Source organism: Ferrimonas lipolytica, assembly GCF_012295575.1.
GTDB lineage: Bacteria > Pseudomonadota > Gammaproteobacteria > Enterobacterales > Shewanellaceae > Ferrimonas > Ferrimonas lipolytica.
Map to the genome: position 1 here is coordinate 133092 of NZ_CP051180.1, position 18812 is coordinate 151903.

Genomic DNA, 18812 nt, shown 5'->3' on the forward strand with positions numbered 1-18812 from the left:
GTACGGCGTGACCTTAGATCTCGAGGCAGTTATGCAACAGGACAGTATTAACAACATTCACATCGACTCAGAGCGAGTCCTGACCAATCCAAATCAGCTGAAACATCAGCTGCCACTGTCCGATTCTGCCCGCAACTATATTCAAAGCGCCCGCGCGCAAGTCAGCGATATTGTACAAAAGCGAGATCATCGGTTATTGATCATCTCAGGGCCATGCTCTATTCACGATATCGATGCCGCTAAAGAGTACGCATTGAAGCTGAAAAAGCTGCACGATGAACTCAAAGACACCTTCTACATTGTTATGCGAGTCTACTTTGAGAAGCCGCGGACTACCGTTGGCTGGAAGGGCTTGATTAACGATCCGGATATGAACGGTTCTTTCGATATCGAGAAGGGGCTTCGTCAAGCTCGCGAACTGCTGCTGTGGCTGGCTGAACTTGGCCTACCAGTAGCAACCGAAGCGCTTGATCCAATTAGCCCACAGTACCTTGGTGAACTGTTTTGTTGGTCTGCCATTGGTGCTCGCACCACCGAATCACAAACCCACCGAGAGATGGCATCAGGCCTATCCATGCCGGTTGGCTTTAAGAACGGCACTGAAGGTAAGCTCGACGTAGCCATCAACGCGTTGCAATCCGCTTCCCACAGTCACCGCTTTATGGGCATTAATGGCGATGGTCAGGTTGCGTTGCTAACCACCGGTGGTAACCCTGATGGCCACGTCATTCTGCGGGGCGGTAAGCAACCAAACTACGACTCGGTAAACGTGGCCTTGAGTGAACAGGCGCTGCATAAAGCAGGGCTTAATGCGCGTTTGGTGGTTGATTGTAGCCACGGTAACTCCAGCAAAGATCACGCCCGACAGCCACTGGTGGCGCAAAATGTTTTTCACCAGATCCTAGATGGCAACACCTCGATCATCGGCTTGATGCTGGAAAGCCATTTGTTTGAAGGCAACCAAGGCTCCGGTGCGGGAGAGTTGCAATATGGTGTCTCCATTACTGATGCCTGTATCGACTGGGATACTACTGAGTCACTACTGCGTGTCGGCGCTGAGGCGTTAGCGCCAACCCTACCTGAGCGTTTTAAGGAGGCCTAATGGCTGAGCCTAGCAGTGCCGCGTTGAATCAATTGCGCGACAAAATCGATCAAGCAGATAAAGAACTGCTGGAGGTGTTGCGTCGTCGCCTTGATTTGGTGGCAGAGGTTGGCACCATCAAACACGCTGAAGGCTTGCCAATCTACGCTCCTAAACGGGAAGCGAATATGTTGGCAAAGCGCCGTGCAGAAGCCGAGTCGATGGGGATCTCGCCACAACTGATTGAAGATCTGCTTCGGCGCATGATGCGTGAGTCCTATGTCTCGGAAAAAGACGTTGGCTTTAAGCGCATCAACCCAGAGTTGGGCTCGGTGGTCGTGATTGGCGGCGGCGGTAAGCTCGGTGGCTTGTTTGTGCACCTATTCCAGCTGTCCGGCTACGATGTTCATATTATTGAACAGCACGACTGGGACAATGCACCAGCATTGTTGGCCGATGCAGGAATAGTGGTGGTTAGCGTACCTATCGATGTGACTGAGCAGGTGATCGCGCAGCTGCCGCCACTGCCGAAAGAGTGCTTGTTGGTGGATCTTACTTCAATTAAACAAGCACCTTTGGCGGCGATGCTTAAAGCCCATAGCGGTCCAGTGCTTGGCCTCCACCCTATGTTTGGCCCAGACGTATCCAGTTTGGCTAAGCAGGTAGTTGTGGTGTGTCATGGGCGTGGCCAAGAGAAATACCAGTGGTTGCTGGATCAGATTACTATCTGGGGTGCTCGTTTACACGAAGCCGCGGCCACAGAGCACGATCAAGCGATGCAACTGGTACAGGCAATGCGTCACTTCACCGCCTTTGTCTATGGCATGCATCTTAAGCGCGAGCACGCCGACATTGAACAATTGTTGCAATTCTCGTCACCAATCTATCGGTTGGAACTGGCGATGGTTGGCCGTTTGTTTGCCCAAGACGCCAGTCTGTATGCGGATATTATCTTTAGTCAGCCAGATTCATTAGTGCGCGCTCGCCATTATTTAGATCGCTATCAGCAAGCGCTCGAACTGCTTGAAAGTGGTGATAAACAGGGCTTTAACAAAACATTTGCCGATGTTGCTGATTGGTTTGGTGATTTTGCCCAACAGTTCCAACATGAAAGCGCCAACATGTTGATGATGGCCAACGACAGCCGCAGCAACTAGGCGGCTAACGGTGCCAACTTGTGGCAACAGGCTTGTTGCTACAAGTTGGCGTTTTTTTAAGTTGGCTGCTAGGGTTGAGCAGTATTGTGTAAGGATGACTTAATGGCTTCAATTTATATCGAACGGTTACACCAGCTGGAACCGCAGCAACTGCAAACCATGGTGCGTGATGTTGCTGAAAATCTCGAACAAGAGTATCAACTGCGCTTCAAATTTGATGGCGACGACATTCAATTTCGTCGCTCTGGTGCCCGCGGTGAGCTGCGAGCGTTGTCAGATAAGGTGATCATCTCAATGGAGTTAAGTATGTTGTTTCGGCCTTTAGCTGGCTCCATTCATCGCGCCATTGAGCAGCGTCTAGATCAATTATTGGATTAAGTCACTAACCGTTTGTTTATTGATCTATATCAAATTCCCCCCTGCCTTTAGAAAGCCCATTCTAATGTCTCCCCATAGACTGATAATTGAAAAGAGAAGTTCATTGTTATTAGTCGAAAGGAGGCAATTATGTCTACTCGCCAAGCAAAAAAGACAGTTCGTAAAGAAGACGCTCTAGCTCGAAAGATCTGGTTAGCAGGTCTTGGGGCCTACGCTATGGGCTCAAAGGAAATCACTAATATCACCGATCGTAGCCGCACTTGGTTAGATGATTTGATCGACCACGGTCGAGCAATGGAAGACGGCACCAAGGATCGTTGGCGTGATGCCTCAGAGCAAACTACCCAAGCCGTGGCTGAGCGGGTTAACTCTCGAGTACAAAAGATTACTGGTTTGGATCCTACTCAACTGGATGAACTCGACGCCAAGCTCGATCAACTGGCAGCCACCATGGACAAGCTGGCAACAGCAAAGCCAGTTGCTGCACCGAAAGCCGCAGCTCCGAAGCCGCCTGTAACTCCAAAAATTGCAGCGACTAAACCCGCAGTGAAAACGCCAGCACCTCGCCGTGCGGCAAAACCAGTAGCTAAAAAAGAAAGCTAATTAGGAGGTCACATGGACATTCGTACCCAAGGACAAGAGTGGTTGGAAGACAGCGAACAGATGGCACGTAACATTTGGTTGGCAGGCTTAGGGGTTTACGGCAAAACGTTGGAAGAGGGTCGTGGGCTTGAAGGTAAAACCACCGAGCTGTTCGACAGCTTGGTTGAGCAAGGCCGTGAAGTGGAAAGCCGCACACGCGACACCATTGAAACCCAAGTCGCTAGCACCAATCGCAATGTGGAAAAACGAGTTCAAGATCTGTTTACCAAGATGAGCGGCGTTGATCCAGAGCGGATTGAAACCTTGAACAGCAAGGTAGATAAGCTAACCAAAATGGTTGAGAAAATGGCTGACGCCTAAATTCAGGCTGTGCCAGTTAAGGAGAACCAATGGCCACTTTGTCATTAATGGATTTGGGTTTTGTTGTATTGGAACGAGACACCAATCCAACTCACATATGCGGCCTAGTAGTGCTGACCCCTCCTGCGGGAAAGGAGGAGGGGTTTGCCCAGCATGTGGTATCACGCTTCCAAGCGGAGGTGCCGGATCAGGCTCCTTTTAATCAAGTTCTTTCATTCGGTTTGACCCACCTACCACGTTGGCAAACCACCACAAATATCGACATGGAGTACCATGTTCGACAGTCACGCTTGCCGGCACCAGGTGATCGCCATCAGCTACTTGAGCTGGTAGGTCGGATCCACAGCTATCGCCTCGATCGTTCCCGTCCGCTATGGGAGCTCTGGGTGATTGATGGCTTAGAGAACAACCAGGTCGCTTTGGTTATTAAGATGCATCATGCCATGGCTGACGGGGTCAAATCGGTCAGCATGTTTAACTACTGCTGCAGTGAAACCCCAGAAGACACCGGCAAAATGCTGTGGCAGCTGCCACAGTCCGAGTCGGACAAGCTCGAGCGTAGTCGACAGCAGGTGATAACGGCCATGCTGAAACGACAATTTAAGGCCAATATCGGCTTGGCTAAGCTGGGGACACGGTTAGCGATGAACTGGGCCAATCTGGCCACGACCCGCTTAAACATCCCGTTTACTGCGCCAAGAACGCCATTTAACATTAGTCGCGATAAGGCTCGCACTATTGCGCTGACTAAAGTACCGATGCATCGCTTACATCGCTTGGCCAAGCTCACCGGCACCACGGTAAACGATATCATCCTTACCGTTACCGACATGGCGCTGCACCGTTATCTTGCTCAGCATAATTGGGCCAGCGATAAGCCGATGGTGGCACAGATGCCAATCAATCTGCGTCGAGAGGGCGAGGAGTTTCATGGTTGCAATAAGTTCACCCTTGGCATGATTGAGCTGGGGCGCAGTGATGATCTACCGTTGGTGCGATTACATTCGATTCGTGATGCCACCGTGGGTGCTAAGCAGGAAGCACTGGATATCTCACCGGACGCCTATTACCAATACGCGACTTTGATCAATGGTATTGGCGTGTTAGCTGGTCGTTTGGATCTGGATCACTGGGTGCCGCCAACCACCAATATGCTGATATCGAATGTACCAGGGCCGAAGACTAAGCAGTATTTCATGGGAGCTGAAGTGTCTGAATTCTATCCAGTATCTTTATTGATGCCAGGACAGACTCTCAATGTTACTCTACTCAGTTATGGTGAAGATTTGAACTTTAGCTTTGTCTGTTGCCGCCGTTCCTTGCCGGGCTTTGATGCGATGACTGGATACCTACAAGAGTCAGTAACTGAGCTAGAACAGGAAACATTGCGAGCGGTGGCGGAGGTGCTGTACCAGCCGACAGGCTGATCACCAAGGCGCTGTGTAAGGAGTTACTATGCCAAGTTGGCGTGCAGCTGGATTAAATAAAGTATTGTACCGGATCGTGCGCTCTCGCTTGGCTCGCTGTGAAGATATTCATGGTGTACGCAGCGTCGTTGGCGAGCTGGAGAAGCTGGGAAGCTACATCGCACCGCCGGTTGGTGTCGAGACCATTATCGATGATCTGGCTGGTGTTCCCTGTGATTGGGTCACCACTGGCAAGGCCGCAGGAAGTCGAATCATTCTCTACTTTCATGGCGGTGGTTTCTGTTTTGCGTCGCCGTTGCTGCACAATGCCTTGTTAGCTCGGCTGGCGGAGATGACTCACGCCCGTGGATTAATGGCGAACTACCGGATGGCACCGGAGTTCCCGTTTCCCGCTGCAGCTGAAGATGCCTTTGCTGTATATGAGGCTTTGTTGCAACAGGGCTATAACGCCAACAACATCATTCTCGCCGGCGATTCCGCCGGCGGTAATCTGGTAATGACTACCTTAGTAGCAGCTAGAGAGCACAACCTCCCCCAGCCAGCGGCAGGGGTGTTGATCTCGCCGGCTATCGATATGGCGGTTAATGGCGACTCTGCCTTTATGCTGCGCAATGATGACCCCTTTTTCGATCTCGGCACTCTGTTGTTACTGCGCAACAGTTATCTCAATGGCCACAACCCCTGCGATCCAAAAGTCTCGCCACTCTACGCCGAGCTGCATGACTTAGCGCCGGTGATGCTTCATGTGGGCTCGTTGGAGATACTGCAAGATGATTCAGTGCGACTAGCAGCGCAAATCCGGCGTCAGCATGGACTGGCGGATCTAACCATATGGCCAGGCATGGCTCATGTCTTTCCGTTGTTTTACCAGCTGCCCGAGTCAAAAGAGGCGATAGATAGGATCTGTCAGTTTATGACCCAACACAGCGGCCAGAATTCACGTTGACGTGCTCTTACTGAGAAGTTGATAGCGGTGGTACGTGGTATGGTGCCAAAAGCATAGTAATAGCAGCGACGCCACGTGCTGCTACCGTCTCTGCATCATCGTTAAGGTTCTGATCGAGCGACAGGGTCGCCAACCCATTAAGCAATAGGTTATCGGCTAACTCATGGCGCAGGTTCACCAATAATCCCAATGGTTCAAACTGCTCGCGCTTGTCGAGCATCTGTCGTGATATCTGCTGCAGTTGTCGCATCATGCGGGCCCAACTGCGTCGTACTGCGTTATCGGCAAAGCGGAACGCCGATTGGTCGCGGAATAGAAAACGGAAGTGATGTCCGATCTTCAGCAAAGAGTGAACATAGAGGCGGAAGTCGTCGTCGGAGTTGATTTGGTCTGAAAACCGTTGATAGATTTTAAGTAGGGCCAGTTCAAACTCCGCCATTAACGCGGTAAGGATCTCCTCCTTGCCGCGAAAATGGTAATACAGGTTACCGGGACTGATCCCAAGCTCTGCTGCAATATCAACACAGTTTACTTGAACGGTACCAGCACGATTGAACAGATTTATGCTGGCCTCTAAGATCCGGTCCCGAGTTTTCATGGTTACGCCTCTACAAAGGATGAAAGTAGATATTGAAACTCATCTTCCATCATCTGTTCGCTGCTACTTCCCACGAACTGTTCGAGCTTTTTGCCGACAAAGGGCAGCGCGCACTTGAGTGTTAGCGTGACCCTATTCTCGCAACCATCAGCAACGTTAATGAGCTCCATTTGCCCATCGATGGTGATCGGAACCCCATCAAGCTTGGTTATGAATTGACACTCAAAGTGTTCATCAGCAACGGTTTGCCACTGCTCAGTTTGGGTAAGCTTATTGGTATCGCCTAAGAACGACTTAAGCTTGGCCGGGATCTCACTGGCGACTAAACGTTGGCTACACACTTCGGTGCAATCGACGCGATCTGACACAGTCACATGAACCTCGTGAGAGCCGATCTGTTGATACTTTTCGACGATTAATGCTTCTTGCATAAAATACGCGAGCAGTTCTGATGCATGGCATGGGTATGGGTGGACCGCTTCAATCTTTACCATGGTTACTGTTTCCTAGAAGTGGATGCCACGCAGCATGGCTGCAAACTGGATCTGCTCTTGCTTGTCTGCCAGCGCGGCACCGGAGCTCGGTACGTTCTTTGAGTCAGGGAACATCCGGAAGGCAGAGTTCATGATCAGCTCAGCGAATTTAGGCGCGATGGCATGGAGTACTGCTCCCATGATCCCCAACTTAGTTGCGATCCGTTTCGGCTGACGCAGCACCCCATCTACCACCAGTTCTGCGGCGTCTTCCGGTGTTAAGGTTGGCACATCGTCATACATTTTGGTCGGGGCGATCATCGGCGTACGTACCAACGGCATATTGATGGTAGTAAAGCGGATCCCCATATCCGAGTATTCAGCCGCGGCACAACGACTGAATGAGTCCAGTGCTGCCTTTGAGGCTACATAAGCGGAGAAGCGTGGCGCATTGGTTAGCACACCAATGGAGCTGATATTGATGATGTGGCCAGATTTACGCTGCTCCATTCCTTCAAGTACGCCTAGGATCAAGCGCAAGGCTCCAAAGTAGTTAAGTGACATCGTCCGCTCGAAATCGTGAAAACGATCCTTCGAGTCGGTAATGGCACGTCGAATAGAGCGGCCAGCGTTGTTGATTAGCAGATCGACGTTGCCGTGCTCACGATGAATGGTTTCTAAGAAGGCATCGCTGTCTTCTGCATTAGCCAAATCGACTGGGTAGGTATATACCTCAACATCGTGCTCTGCCTGCAATTGCTGCTTCGCTTCGGCCAGTTGTTCTGGATCTCGGGCAACCAATAGGAACTTGCCATTACAGCATGCAAGGCGCTTTGCAGTTGCCAAGCCGATGCCGGAGCTGGCACCGGTTATCAGTACCGTTTTGCCTGCCAGCTTGTTGCACAGGTTTCGGTCTGGGAATAGGTCTGGGTCGAGGTTACGCTCCCAGTAATCCCATACACGAGTCGCATAGTGGCTTAATGGAGGGCAGACAATGCCGGCTTTGGCTAGCCGCTGGTGGGTATCGCTGCACTCAAATCGAGTGGGATAGTTCATCATCTTTAGCACTGAATTAGGCAGGCCATATTCAGCTAAGATTGCTTCGATGGTGAGCTTAACCGTTGGATATGCCATGACCATCTGCACGATGCTACGAGGGATGATGTTAAACAAGCGAATGTTAAGGCGCATCGCCATCTTCGGCGCATGGGCAGCGTCCGCGAATAGGTTAAGCACTTCCCCTGCTCGCATCGGGTGCTGATCGGTTAGATGGAAGCATTGGCCGTTTAGATCCGCTTCGTGCATCAAGTGGTCAACGGCATTAGCGACAAAATCAACTGGAACGATGTTGAGTCGACCACCCTCAACCCCTAGCAGTGGTACCCATTTAGGGAGATTGTCGCGCAGCTGTTGTAACAGCTTGAAGAACATATATGGGCCGTCGACGCGGTCGGCTTCACCGTTAACGGAGTCACCGACAACGATACCCGGACGGTAGATACGATGCGGAACCTTCGTGTTCTCTCGTACTGCTTTTTCAGCTAAATGTTTAGTGAGGAAATAGGGGTGTTCAAGGTGCTCGGCTTCAGCAAACATTTGCTCGGTGAAGGTGCCGCGGTATAAACCGGCTGCCGCAATGGAACTGATATGGTGGAAGCAACCTACGTCGAGATTTTCCGCCAGTTGCAGTGCGTGTTTGGTGCCGTCAACGTTAGCGCGTACCTGAGAATCGGCACTGGCACTCATGTCATAGAGTGCAGCGAGATGAATGAAGTGGTCAATATTACCTTGAAGGCGTTGGAGATTGGTGTCATCAACACCGAGCAGTTGCTCAGTGATGTCACCAGTGATGGGCAACAGACGATCCGGTTCTAGGCCGAGTTGTTCACCAATCTTTTTGAGTTTGTTGGCTGCTTCCTCGGAACGCACTAAACAATAAAGGTTGCCTTGTCGCTTGGCCAATCGAGCCAATAAGAAGCGACCAATAAAGCCTGTCGCTCCAGTAATAAAGTAATTCATAGATTCCTTCCTAACAACTAACACACTTTGGGAGACACTTTTTGAAATTGTTTCAGGAATCAGAGCGCAATAAGAAGCGACCAATAAAGCCTGTCGCTCCTGTAATAACGTAATTGATAGATTCCTTCCCAACAACTAACGCCTAACATGTTACACACTTTTTGGACATATTTTTTGAAATTGTTTCAGGAACCATTCTGGGTTGAACATTGAAGCAACACAAAAGCGATCTGAACACTCTTTGTTTGAGATCAATTTTTATATGCAGAAATAGTGTTCATGCTTTTAGTGTAATGGTGCGGAAGGGGGCTAGGGACAGGAGAGTACCCAATGTACTCTCCTGAGGGCGGAGATAGGTTAGGCGTAGAGTGCCTTCATAAACACGGCGTAGTCATCTGGTTGGCGCTGTTCACTTAGGCTAACGAGCACACCGCTAACGCCAATCGAGGCAGCCGCCTTGGCAAGGTTTGCCTGGGTGGTCGCACTGTCATCAGCTCGGCCGGGTTCGATAACAATTGGCAGGTGTGTGAGTTGCTGTAACTCAGCAAGATCGTGGAAATCGACTATGTCTTGATGGCGTTGAGCTAACAGCGCCACCTGTTGATTACCCTGTTGCAGGATCACCTCGGCGGCGTCCAACCATTGCTGCAATGAAGCGCCATAGCCTCGGCTCAATAATACTGGTCGTGGTTGTTTACCTACTTGGGTGAGCAGCTGTTGGTTGGCCATTTGTGCAGCTTCAATTAGCAGCAGTTGCAGATGGCTGTTGATATTGGCTAGCTGAGTTTCAGAGCTGATGACCTTAGCTGTGGGCAGTGTCGTGGCCACATCGTCACTGTCGGTTAGGAGGACATGACCCCCTTGTTCCTTAATTTTGACCTCAGCTTGAGTCACTGCCGCGTTGCTGGCGGCAATGACCTGCAACTGTTGACCACCGAATTGGCAGTTATTGAGGTTAATCTGGCTATTTTCGGGTTTGAGTTGGCGGCTGTACAACGGAGCGCTGGTTTGTACGGCAGCGGTGCCGGTTAAACGGGGGTCATCCGCTAACGCTGGCGCCGCAAGTTCAGTGGGTAAAATAGTGTCGCTTGGATAGCAGCCCAGTACCTTAATAAAGCGAGTGATTTTACGCAGCTGTAACAATGCATCCTGCATCGTTTGACTCTCTTGGTTGGCAGCGATATCTAAATAGAACATCTCCTCCCAAGGGTTACCGTGGATCGGCCGTGATTCGAGCTTAGTCATGGTCAGTCCAAGCTGCTTGAGGATCAATAGGGCGTCAACCAAAGCACCGGCTTGTTGTGAAGTCGCCATCAGTAGAGTTGTTTTCGCCGGCACCTGCAGCGGCACCGATATCGACTTGCGTGCAACAACGATAAAACGGCTTTCATTGCGTGCTTGGTTAGCTAGGTTCGCTTCGATGACGTTGAGACCATAGAAGCTGCCGCCACGGGCACTGCCGATAGCTGCGGTGTTTGGTTCGCTGCTGGCGCGGGTCATCGCTTCGGCACTGCTGGCACAATACTGTTGATCCCAACCCTGTTTAGAGAGGTAGCCGCTGCACTGCGCGTGCACCTGTGGGTGAGCGAATACCGTAGTGATCTGCTCGCGCTTAGCGTCGTCGGCCAATAATAAACAATGAGCGATGGTTTCAGTGGTTTCGCCGACAATGTAAAGGTTGGTGTTTTGGAGCAGATCAAACACCTCGTTTATGGCGCCAGATGAGGTGTTCTCTACTGGCAGGATGCCATAGTCTGCTTGGCCCTCATCGACGGCGGTAAAGATCGCGTCGAAGTTGGGTAACCCCATCTCCACCAGTTTGCGATCTCTGCGCTCAAAATAATGATAAGCGGCAATGTGGCTGTATGAGCCTTTAGCACCTAGGTAGGCGACTTTGACTTGCTCGGGGTGTGTCGGGTTGATGCGCTCTTGAAACCATGCCTGTTGTCGTAACACTGAATCTTCAATGATGGTATGAAACAACCGCGATACGTACTGGCCATCCAACCCCAATTCACGCCCTTGTTGTACCAATCGAGTGAGGAGGGCACTCTCTCTATCGACGTCGCGCACCGGGCTGACGGCGTCGGCTTTAGTTTGAGCTACCTCAATACTGAGTTCACGGCGCCGGGCAAACAGCTGCAGCAGTTGTTGATCTAATGCCGTTATCTGCTGGCGGATCGGTTCTAAGGGGTTGTCCTGTTGCATTGTCGCTCCGTAACAAAAAAGCCTCCCACTGTGGGAGGCTTTCGATGATTGGGTTTGTGCAAGTGACACGCCATCGCCTCCGAACTATCGGGACTCCATAAATCGAGTGTTTGGGCGAATCATTAAGGTTTGCATACTAAGCAAATTACTCATTGGTGGCGGTGACTGTCAAGATCAAAAACACCCGCCTTAACGGGTGTTTATGGTTATCTCAAAATTGCGGATTAGCAATCAGGCGATGTCGGCATCGATAACTGCCGCGGTGCGGTCGTGACGGCGGCTGGTTGCTTTATCTACCAGTTTGTTTACTTGACGCTCTAGTCGTTGCCCTAGTTGATTAATAGCGGCGTACAGATCTTCAGCATTAGCCTTGGCGAATAGGTGGCCGACGGAGCTATTGGTCGTTGCTTCTACCTGAAACTCTTTGCCCTCTTGGGTAATGATGATGTGCGGCCCAATTAGGTCGATGTCGTGACGAGCTAGCTTTTCAAAACAGCTATCAATATGAGTTTCCATGGATTCGGTTACGGCTACAGATTTACTGGTGATCTCTATGCGCATACTGTGTCTCCTTAGCGACCTTTTTGCTTTCTTCAACACCAGACTACCCCCCTATGACCGGAACTGAAAGTGATCTTTGTCATGTTTTGGTACGGTTGAACGATTAACCATCGAACAGAGTTATATGAGTGAAAAGTGACTGTTTCGCCCTTGTAATCGGATGCTTTTAGGTCGATATTGGAATGGATAACAAGGATGGGAATAAGGCTTTAGAGGGAGAGTAGTCGTGTCTATTCGGGTTTGGGACATTGTAGTGCGCCTGTGTCACTGGGGGATTGTTGTCCTGCTACCACTTTGTTGGCTTAGTGCAGAAGAGGGGGAGATGGAATGGCATCAAACCTTTGCTTATCTCCTCGCTGCATTACTGTTCACTCGCCTCTGTTGGGCCATTATTGGCAGTGAGACCGCTCGTTTCTCACATTTTGTTCGTTCCCCTTCTGCCGTTGTTGGCTATCTCGTAACATGGCGACAAGCTCGCACTCCTCATCTTGGCCATAATCCTGCAGGCGGCTATATGGTGTTGGTGATGTGGACATTGATGCTGTTGCAGTGGGGCTCGGGCTTGTTTACCACTGACGATATCCTTACCGAAGGGCCGCTGTATGCCGCTGTTAGTGAGTCGATTTCATCAACCTTAACTTTTATCCACCATCAGGCATTTTACGTCTTAGTTGGTATTGTGGTGTTACACGTTATTGCCATTGTGGTTTATCGCATGCGTGGCATGTCATTGCTGCCGCCGATGTTGCACGGTAAGGCCAAGATAGATGTCCCTCAGCCACAGATGAAACACCCTCTGTTAGGTATGGGTTTGTTAATGTTGTGGCTGGGTGTGTTTGGCTATGGACTGGTCTTGCCGCTGTGGTGATAGCTTGGTGGGCGGAGCTAGGTGAGTCGACAATTGCGAAATGACAAAGGGCCTCAAGAGAGGCCCTTAAAGTTTACTGCGATTAACTCATCCTTTAGAGGTTATTCCGCTTTAAACTGGTCGTGGCAACCTTTACAGTTTTTGCCAACTGCACCAAAGGCCTTACCGATTGCCTTCATGTCGTCCTGTTGACTAACCTTAGCCAGCTCTTTAGTTGCTTGCTGGAACTTTTCAGCAATTGCATTGAATTCGTCGCCGTCAGTCCAAATCGCCGCTAGGGCATCAGTGTCGCCTTTATCGGAGCCGGCAACCTTGAAACCGTTGAAAGGGATCGGTGCCAACAGGGCAAGATGCTCTGCGCGCTGAGCAAACGCTTGTTTGTCCATCGGCTTTTTCTTCTTCAACATCGCGGCCATATCAGCAAAGTTTTCTTTTATCAGACTAAAGGCGGCTTGACGGTATTCAATGGCATCCTTCCCGTCATCAAATGCGCCTTTGGCATGTACACCGCTAGCGCACATCAACAATACACCTGCTACTGCTAAAGCTTTCATGTGGTTCGTCCCTGTAGTTAAGTTGTTACGAAACGATTGTAGCGCTGTAGCCATTTCAATGGCTAGACAATTTACAGTGTGATTTCGCTCTCATTTCAAGGTTTTGTGGTTGTGGAGGTGATTACTGTAATGGTGTACTGGCGCGGCATTACAGTGGAGCGAGAGAAATGACTGAACAACGTTGGCAAAATGTCCTGAATTTATTGACTGAGCAAAGCTCAATCGAGCTTATTGACCAGATTTTGTCTTTGTTATTGAGTCACGATGAACGTCAGTCCGTCAGCGGTCGATTGGCCGTTATTAAAGCTCTGCTCCACGGTGAGTTAAGCCAGCGTCAGATCTCGGCTCAATTGGGGGTAAGTATTGCCACCATCACCCGAGCTTCTAACAACCTTAAAACGATGACTGACGCTGAGCGCGATACGCTAGCGCAACTGTTACAACGTTAATAATTACTACTAAGTCGGAGTGACGTAATGTCTGACACCACAGCCACCATGGGCACCGCCCAAACCACTAAAATGCCGGGTATTCTCGGCGGCGCGATGATTATCGCCGGCACCTCTATTGGTGCAGGTATGTTTGCTTTGCCAGTATTAAGCGCTGGTATGTGGTTTGGCGTGTCGATAGCGATGCTGCTGTTCTGTGCATTTTGTGCCTATAGCTCTGGCTTATATCTTGCCGAATCGGGTATGAACTACCGCGATGGTGCTAACTACACGACGGTAGCCGAAGATACGTTAGGGCCGATGGGTAAACTAATCGCTACCGGTACCGTTGCCTTTGTTAGCTTTATCCTTTGTTACGCATACATCTCTGGCGGCAGCTCGGTGGTAGCCCAAACTGCGGCTAACGTAGGGGTCGAACTGTCCCATAGCGCTGCAGCAATTATCTTCGCAGTTGTTTTCTCCAGCATCGTTTTGGCAGGCTCGCGTATGGTTGATCGTGTTTCTACCATTATGCTCGGTGGCATGGTGATTACCTTCTTTGGTTCTGCTGGGATGATGACTGGTTCAGTCTCTAGCGCTAACCTGTTACCGATGATCCCATTAGCGGAAAGCAGCTCTTACATCTGGATTGCAATTCCAATGTTGGTGACCAGCTTTGGTTTCCACGGCACCGTATTGTCTTTGGTAAAGCATTACCAGCGTAACATCAGCCGTGTGCGTCAGGCGTTACTATTAGGCTCTGTGGTTACCCTGTTAGTGTATGTGGTATGGCAGCTGATCATCATGGGTAACGTGCCCCGTGAACAGTTCAGTGACATCATCGCTCAGGGTGGTAACGTTGCGACTTTGATCACCGCTGTTGGCCAATCTACCGATGTTAGCGGGGTAGAGTCGGCGCTGATGGTATTTGGTAACCTAGCTCTGGCCAGCTCGTTTGTTGGTGTATCACTTGGCTTGTTGGATTTGGTAAAAGATACCTTAAAGCTTGATGATAGCTTGAAGGGAACCATCAAAGCCGGTGCTATTACCTTCCTCCCACCGGCAATCTTGGGTGCGATTGCACCACACGGTTTCATCACTGCGATTGGCTTTGCTGCGTTGGCAGCATCGGTATTCGTCCTAGTGTTGCCACCATTGATGGCTAAGGTGTTACGTCAACGTGGTCAGAGCCAAGAGTTTCAAGCTCGCGGTGGCATGTTGCGCATCAACCTCGTTTTAGGCTTCGGTGTGCTGGCGGTGTTAGTCGAGATTGCTCATTTAGCGGGTATGCTGCCAGAGTTTGGTTAAGCCGTTAAGGTTGAGAAAAAGCCGCCCATAGGGCGGCTTTTGTGTTTTATCGTAGCCGTAAAAACGCTGTGTCGTAGTTAGCTGATGAAGTTTATTTTAAGCCTTCGGCTGTACCGATTGCGGTGCTTTAGGGGAGGATGTCGCGGTGGCGACGGCACATTCTTGTATGCATTAGGGGGAGATCCGCCCCCTTTGGAATCCCCTTGCCTTAGGTCGCAGTCCAAAACGCTTCGCTGGACTGCTCCAATGCGGCAGAAGATCAATAGCGATAGTGCTTTACCCTTGTATCAAAACACGCCTAGCCGGTGCTTTAACTGCATTGGAAATAACAACACTTAGTTGGTACACAGCCTAAAAAAACGCCGTGGTTTAAACCACGGCGTTGTTGTAACAAATCTACATCTGTTGCAAGCGTTCGAACTTAATCGTCAAGGCTAATACCGATATTGGATACGCCGAGATCACGTAGCTCTTTGCGCAGGCCCTTAATCGCATCTGGCCACACGCCGTTTTGCTGTTCAACAAACTCAAGCAGTTGTTCCTGAATATCACGCTCTTGCGCCATCAGTTCGTGCTGGAAGATAAAGTCGTCTAGCGCCTCCTCGGTCTTTACCTCCGGTTGCTCACTGGCCTCAATAAAAGCTGCCACGGTTGAGCTCGAAAGCTTGGAGATGTTGACTAGGTCGGTTTCAATTTTTTGCTGCAATGCGGTGAAGATGGTCGACAGCGAGGTCAGTAGATCGGTCGCGGGGTAGACGCCATAAAAATCATGTTCGTCTTCTGCTGGCACCAATTCATCCATCTGATTGATCAGGCGCTCGTAGTTCATTTTGAATTTACGGTCATGGAGTGATTGCCATAACAAGTCCAGTGCGATGCCCGGTTTGTCACCGTTCTCTTGTTCGGTTATTTGCGCGAACAACTGGTAATTAGGCAGCATGCGCTCAGTAAGTGCCGCGGCGAATAGGGTCTTTTGCCACGTATCTAGGGCTTTGATTCGATTAAAAAAACCGTTTTTTGCTGTCATGTTTATTTCCATCAGGCTACCAAAAATGCTTTGGCAGCGGTTGTGACTTGATTAAGTTGGTCTTGCAGTTCAAGCAGTTCGGGTTCCAGATCGGTGATGGTCGCACCTTGCTTTAAACTGGACTCCAATTGGTGACACAATTTTTGCAGTGCTGGAACGCCAGAATAACAGGTGGCTCCATGAAGCTTATGCACTCGTTGCTGCAACGCCAAACTGTCGTTGGCAGCAATAGCGTTATCTATGCCGGTTAGCGCCTCAGGTAGACTTTCGATCAATAGCGCCAGCATCTCCTTAGCCAGTGAGTTATTGCCACCAGCTTGGGTGAGTGCAAGCTCCCAATCGATAATGCCATTGCTGGCGCTGGCAGCAGGTTTAGCCCACTGCACTAAGCGCTCTCGCAACCTTTGTTCATCAATCGGCTTGGTCAGGTAGTCATCCATACCAACGGCAAGGATTTGCTCCCGTTCTTTACCTAAGATGTGTGCGGTAACGGCGATAATTGGGCAGTGGCGATTTTGCGATTTGGCCCGGATCGACTCGGTGGCCTTTAATCCATCGATGTCAGGCATTTGGATATCCATAAAGATGGCGTCGTATTGATGTTGCTGACACATCGCGATGGCGCTGCGGCCGCCGGAGGCGCAGTCGACACTATCCACCATTTCGCCTAGTAGGGTCGAGATTAGCTTGAGGTTGGCGGGGTTATCATCAACCGCTAAGACACGCAGCGGCATTCTCTCGGACGGGCTGATGATTGGGGCTGCAGCCACCGGCGGGGTCGATTGTGCAGGCATTACCTCGGTCAAACTCTGCAGGCTAAGTGCTTGGCTAAGACGACGTTGGCTCAATGGTAAATTGAGCAGTTTGATTGTTGAATGGTGGTGCAGGTCCTGCTGCCACTGGGTCGGTTTACCCAAGGCTATAATGATCGGGTTATCGATGCCAATCCCATCGATAACGTTCAAAGTTTGACTTGGATCGGTCAATAAGCTGCTGCTGATTAAGGCGTGATCATAGCGGCGATTAGCACCACTCGGTTGCGGCAGTTCTGCACTAATATCCACCTGCATCTGCCAGCTTTGCAAGAGCCGCTCTAAACTTTGGCGGGTATTACGGCGTGGCTCAATAACAAGTACTCGTTGCTGTGCCAGCTTATCGAGGCCGAGATCATTGCCTAACTGGAACAGGCTACGTTCGATAGTCATGGTAAACCAGAAGGTGGAGCCCTGTTGATTCTGAGAACTAAAGCCGATTTGGCCATCCATCTGATTGACCAAGCGCTTGGTGATTACCAAGCCTAAACCGGTGCCGCCAAAGCGGCGGGTAATGGAACCGTCGGCTTGGCCAAAGGCTTGGAACAGTTTGGGTTTTTGTTCGTCAGGAATTCCGATGCCGGTATCGGATACCTCACCCCGGAGGATGACTTGTTTTGATTGGCTGCTGACCAGATCAAGCGACAGCTTGATGGTGCCCTGTTCGGTGAACTTGATGGCGTTGCCAAGCAGATTGGTTAAGATCTGCTGGATTCGCATTGAATCGCCGTTAAGGCTATCAGGGATGGTTGGATCAATATCAACCACTAACTCGAGGGCTTTATCGTTGGCGCTAGCGGCCACTAGGCTAACGGTTTCATCTACGGTTTCACGCAGTGCAAACGGGACTTTATCCAGCACCATTTTGCCCGCTTCGAGTTTAGAGAAGTCGAGAATGTCATTAATGATCGACAACAGGTTGTTGGCGCTGCGTTCAATCGTTTGCATGTAATCACGCTGATTTTCATGCAGCGGCGTTTTTAGCAGTTGGCGGGCAAAACCGATAACGCCATTCAGTGGCGTACGCAGTTCGTGACTCATATTGGCCAAAAACTCAGACTTAATCCGCGACGCTTCAAGAGCCCGTTTTTTGGCAATATCTAGCTCAACGTTCTGAATCTCAATCTGCTCTAAGGTTTCACGCAGATCAGAGGTGGCTTGATCGATGTTTTGCTGCATCTCATTGTGGTATTCCGACAATGACGCAGCCATGGCGTTGATGCCGCGTTTGAGATCATCTAGCTCACCAATCAGGTCGCCATTAAGACGGGTATCCAGCTTGCCTTCGCGGATTTTGGCTACTGCACTTACCATTGATGAGATTGGCTGAGTAACGTGTTTCAACAAACGAAAGGTAAACAACAGATTAAGTTGCACCCCAATCAATACCACGATAAAGGCCACAATGGCGGCTCGGTATTGGCTAAGTAGTGCTTCATGCTTATTGAGTTGAATAGCGATATAGCCGAGCTGGGTATCGGTATCTAAGGCGTTGCCGTAAAGACTGATGTTGCTAAAAATTGGCGCACGCATGACCACGGTGTCGCCAAAGTGCTCAATGCTTATCCCCTGTTTTAAGGTTGGGCTCTCAGTCAGCTGTAGCAACTCAAAATCGTGGTTGTAATTGCTGCTAACAAAGGCGTGATGGTTTACATCAAACACGGTGATGGTTTGAATAAAGCCAGCATTGCTCTGGTGAATGGTATCGATTAAGCGCTTGGTGTGTTCCCGGTTGTTATACTGCAGGCCATACTCACAGGCGATTGCCATTGGGGCGATAAGATTGGTTCCTCGTCGCATCAAGGTATTTTCCAGCTCGGTAAAGCGATTACTGGTAAAGTAGACCGCTAAGATAGTGCCCACCAAAACGGTTGGTGCGAGCGCTAGCACCATTACCCAGGTGCGCAAACTGTATTGGGCCGCGGATTTCATCTGTGGGAAAATATACTCATTAGATGCCCAATAAGCGGGCCATTATCATCAGCACATTGTAATCAATTCGAG

18 protein-coding genes are annotated in these 18812 nt (G+C 50.2%); 10 read left to right on the forward strand and 8 right to left on the reverse strand.

All coding sequences use genetic code 11. The annotated features are described in order from the left end of the window. Window positions 1-31: 31 nt before the first annotated feature. The 7 genes from HER31_RS00630 to HER31_RS00660 all read left to right on the forward strand — a co-directional run bounded on the left by HER31_RS00630 (window position 32) and on the right by HER31_RS00660 (window position 5952). Window positions 32-1102: a 3-deoxy-7-phosphoheptulonate synthase gene (locus HER31_RS00630; protein ID WP_168658799.1), complete on the forward strand. Its 1071-nt coding sequence runs from the start codon at window positions 32-34 to the stop codon at window positions 1100-1102. Next, window positions 1102-2238: a bifunctional chorismate mutase/prephenate dehydrogenase gene (gene tyrA / locus HER31_RS00635; protein ID WP_168658800.1), complete on the forward strand. Its 1137-nt coding sequence runs from the start codon at window positions 1102-1104 to the stop codon at window positions 2236-2238. Before HER31_RS00630 ends, tyrA begins: the two co-directional genes overlap by 1 nt. A gap of 102 nt (window positions 2239-2340) precedes the next feature. Continuing rightward, window positions 2341-2616 carry a polyhydroxyalkanoic acid system family protein gene (locus HER31_RS00640; RefSeq protein ID WP_168658801.1) on the forward strand — a complete coding sequence of 92 codons (276 nt, stop codon included), beginning with the start codon at window positions 2341-2343 and terminating at the stop codon, window positions 2614-2616. 129 nt (window positions 2617-2745) lie between these two features. Then, a complete protein-coding gene (locus HER31_RS00645; protein ID WP_168658802.1) occupies window positions 2746-3219 on the forward strand; it encodes a phasin family protein in 474 nt (157 codons plus the stop codon). A 12-nt stretch (window positions 3220-3231) separates the two neighbouring features. Continuing rightward, complete coding sequence (locus HER31_RS00650) at window positions 3232-3579, forward strand: phasin family protein (protein WP_168658803.1); 348 nt, start codon at window positions 3232-3234, stop codon at window positions 3577-3579. A 29-nt stretch (window positions 3580-3608) separates the two neighbouring features. Continuing rightward, entirely contained in the window at window positions 3609-5006 is a 1398-nt protein-coding gene (locus tag HER31_RS00655) for a wax ester/triacylglycerol synthase family O-acyltransferase (protein WP_168658804.1), read from the forward strand. 28 nt (window positions 5007-5034) lie between these two features. Next, the gene (locus HER31_RS00660; protein WP_168658805.1) at window positions 5035-5952 is read left to right on the forward strand and encodes an alpha/beta hydrolase; all 918 of its coding nucleotides are present in this window, start codon (window positions 5035-5037) and stop codon (window positions 5950-5952) included. Window positions 5953-5959: 7 nt separating this feature from the next. Here the strand turns inward: HER31_RS00660 and HER31_RS00665 are convergent, their stop codons facing one another. The 5 genes from HER31_RS00665 to hpf all read right to left on the reverse strand — a co-directional run bounded on the left by HER31_RS00665 (window position 5960) and on the right by hpf (window position 11811). Next, on the reverse strand, window positions 5960-6550 hold the full coding sequence (locus tag HER31_RS00665; RefSeq protein ID WP_168658806.1) for a TetR/AcrR family transcriptional regulator: 591 nt from the start codon (window positions 6548-6550) through the stop codon (window positions 5960-5962). A 2-nt stretch (window positions 6551-6552) separates the two neighbouring features. Further along, entirely contained in the window at window positions 6553-7044 is a 492-nt protein-coding gene (locus tag HER31_RS00670; RefSeq protein WP_168658807.1) for a DUF2505 domain-containing protein, read from the reverse strand. A 12-nt stretch (window positions 7045-7056) separates the two neighbouring features. Continuing rightward, the gene (locus tag HER31_RS00675; protein ID WP_168658808.1) at window positions 7057-9042 is read right to left on the reverse strand and encodes an SDR family oxidoreductase; all 1986 of its coding nucleotides are present in this window, start codon (window positions 9040-9042) and stop codon (window positions 7057-7059) included. A gap of 357 nt (window positions 9043-9399) precedes the next feature. Then, complete coding sequence (locus tag HER31_RS00680; protein WP_168658809.1) at window positions 9400-11250, reverse strand: chorismate mutase; 1851 nt, start codon at window positions 11248-11250, stop codon at window positions 9400-9402. A gap of 231 nt (window positions 11251-11481) precedes the next feature. Further along, entirely contained in the window at window positions 11482-11811 is a 330-nt protein-coding gene (gene hpf / locus HER31_RS00685) for a ribosome hibernation-promoting factor, HPF/YfiA family (protein WP_168658810.1), read from the reverse strand. 226 nt (window positions 11812-12037) lie between these two features. Between hpf and HER31_RS00690 the strand changes: the two genes are divergently transcribed. Next, the gene (locus HER31_RS00690; RefSeq protein WP_168658811.1) at window positions 12038-12679 is read left to right on the forward strand and encodes a cytochrome b/b6 domain-containing protein; all 642 of its coding nucleotides are present in this window, start codon (window positions 12038-12040) and stop codon (window positions 12677-12679) included. Between the two features lie 101 nt (window positions 12680-12780). Here the strand turns inward: HER31_RS00690 and HER31_RS00695 are convergent, their stop codons facing one another. Next, window positions 12781-13233 carry a c-type cytochrome gene (locus HER31_RS00695; RefSeq protein ID WP_168658812.1) on the reverse strand — a complete coding sequence of 151 codons (453 nt, stop codon included), beginning with the start codon at window positions 13231-13233 and terminating at the stop codon, window positions 12781-12783. 167 nt (window positions 13234-13400) lie between these two features. Between HER31_RS00695 and trpR the strand changes: the two genes are divergently transcribed. Together trpR and HER31_RS00705 are read left to right on the forward strand one after the other, a co-directional pair. Next, on the forward strand, window positions 13401-13682 hold the full coding sequence (gene trpR / locus HER31_RS00700; RefSeq protein WP_168658813.1) for a trp operon repressor: 282 nt from the start codon (window positions 13401-13403) through the stop codon (window positions 13680-13682). Between the two features lie 27 nt (window positions 13683-13709). Continuing rightward, window positions 13710-14969 (forward strand): amino acid permease, encoded by a 1260-nt coding sequence (locus tag HER31_RS00705; protein ID WP_168658814.1) that lies wholly within the window; start codon window positions 13710-13712, stop codon window positions 14967-14969. Window positions 14970-15390: 421 nt separating this feature from the next. Here the strand turns inward: HER31_RS00705 and HER31_RS00710 are convergent, their stop codons facing one another. Both HER31_RS00710 and barA read right to left on the reverse strand, forming a co-directional pair. Then, window positions 15391-15996 (reverse strand): YjaG family protein, encoded by a 606-nt coding sequence (locus HER31_RS00710; RefSeq protein WP_168658815.1) that lies wholly within the window; start codon window positions 15994-15996, stop codon window positions 15391-15393. Between the two features lie 11 nt (window positions 15997-16007). Further along, window positions 16008-18740, reverse strand: a complete 2733-nt coding sequence (barA, locus tag HER31_RS00715; protein WP_168658816.1) for a two-component sensor histidine kinase BarA — start codon at window positions 18738-18740, stop codon at window positions 16008-16010. Between the last annotated feature and the right edge of the window lie 72 nt (window positions 18741-18812).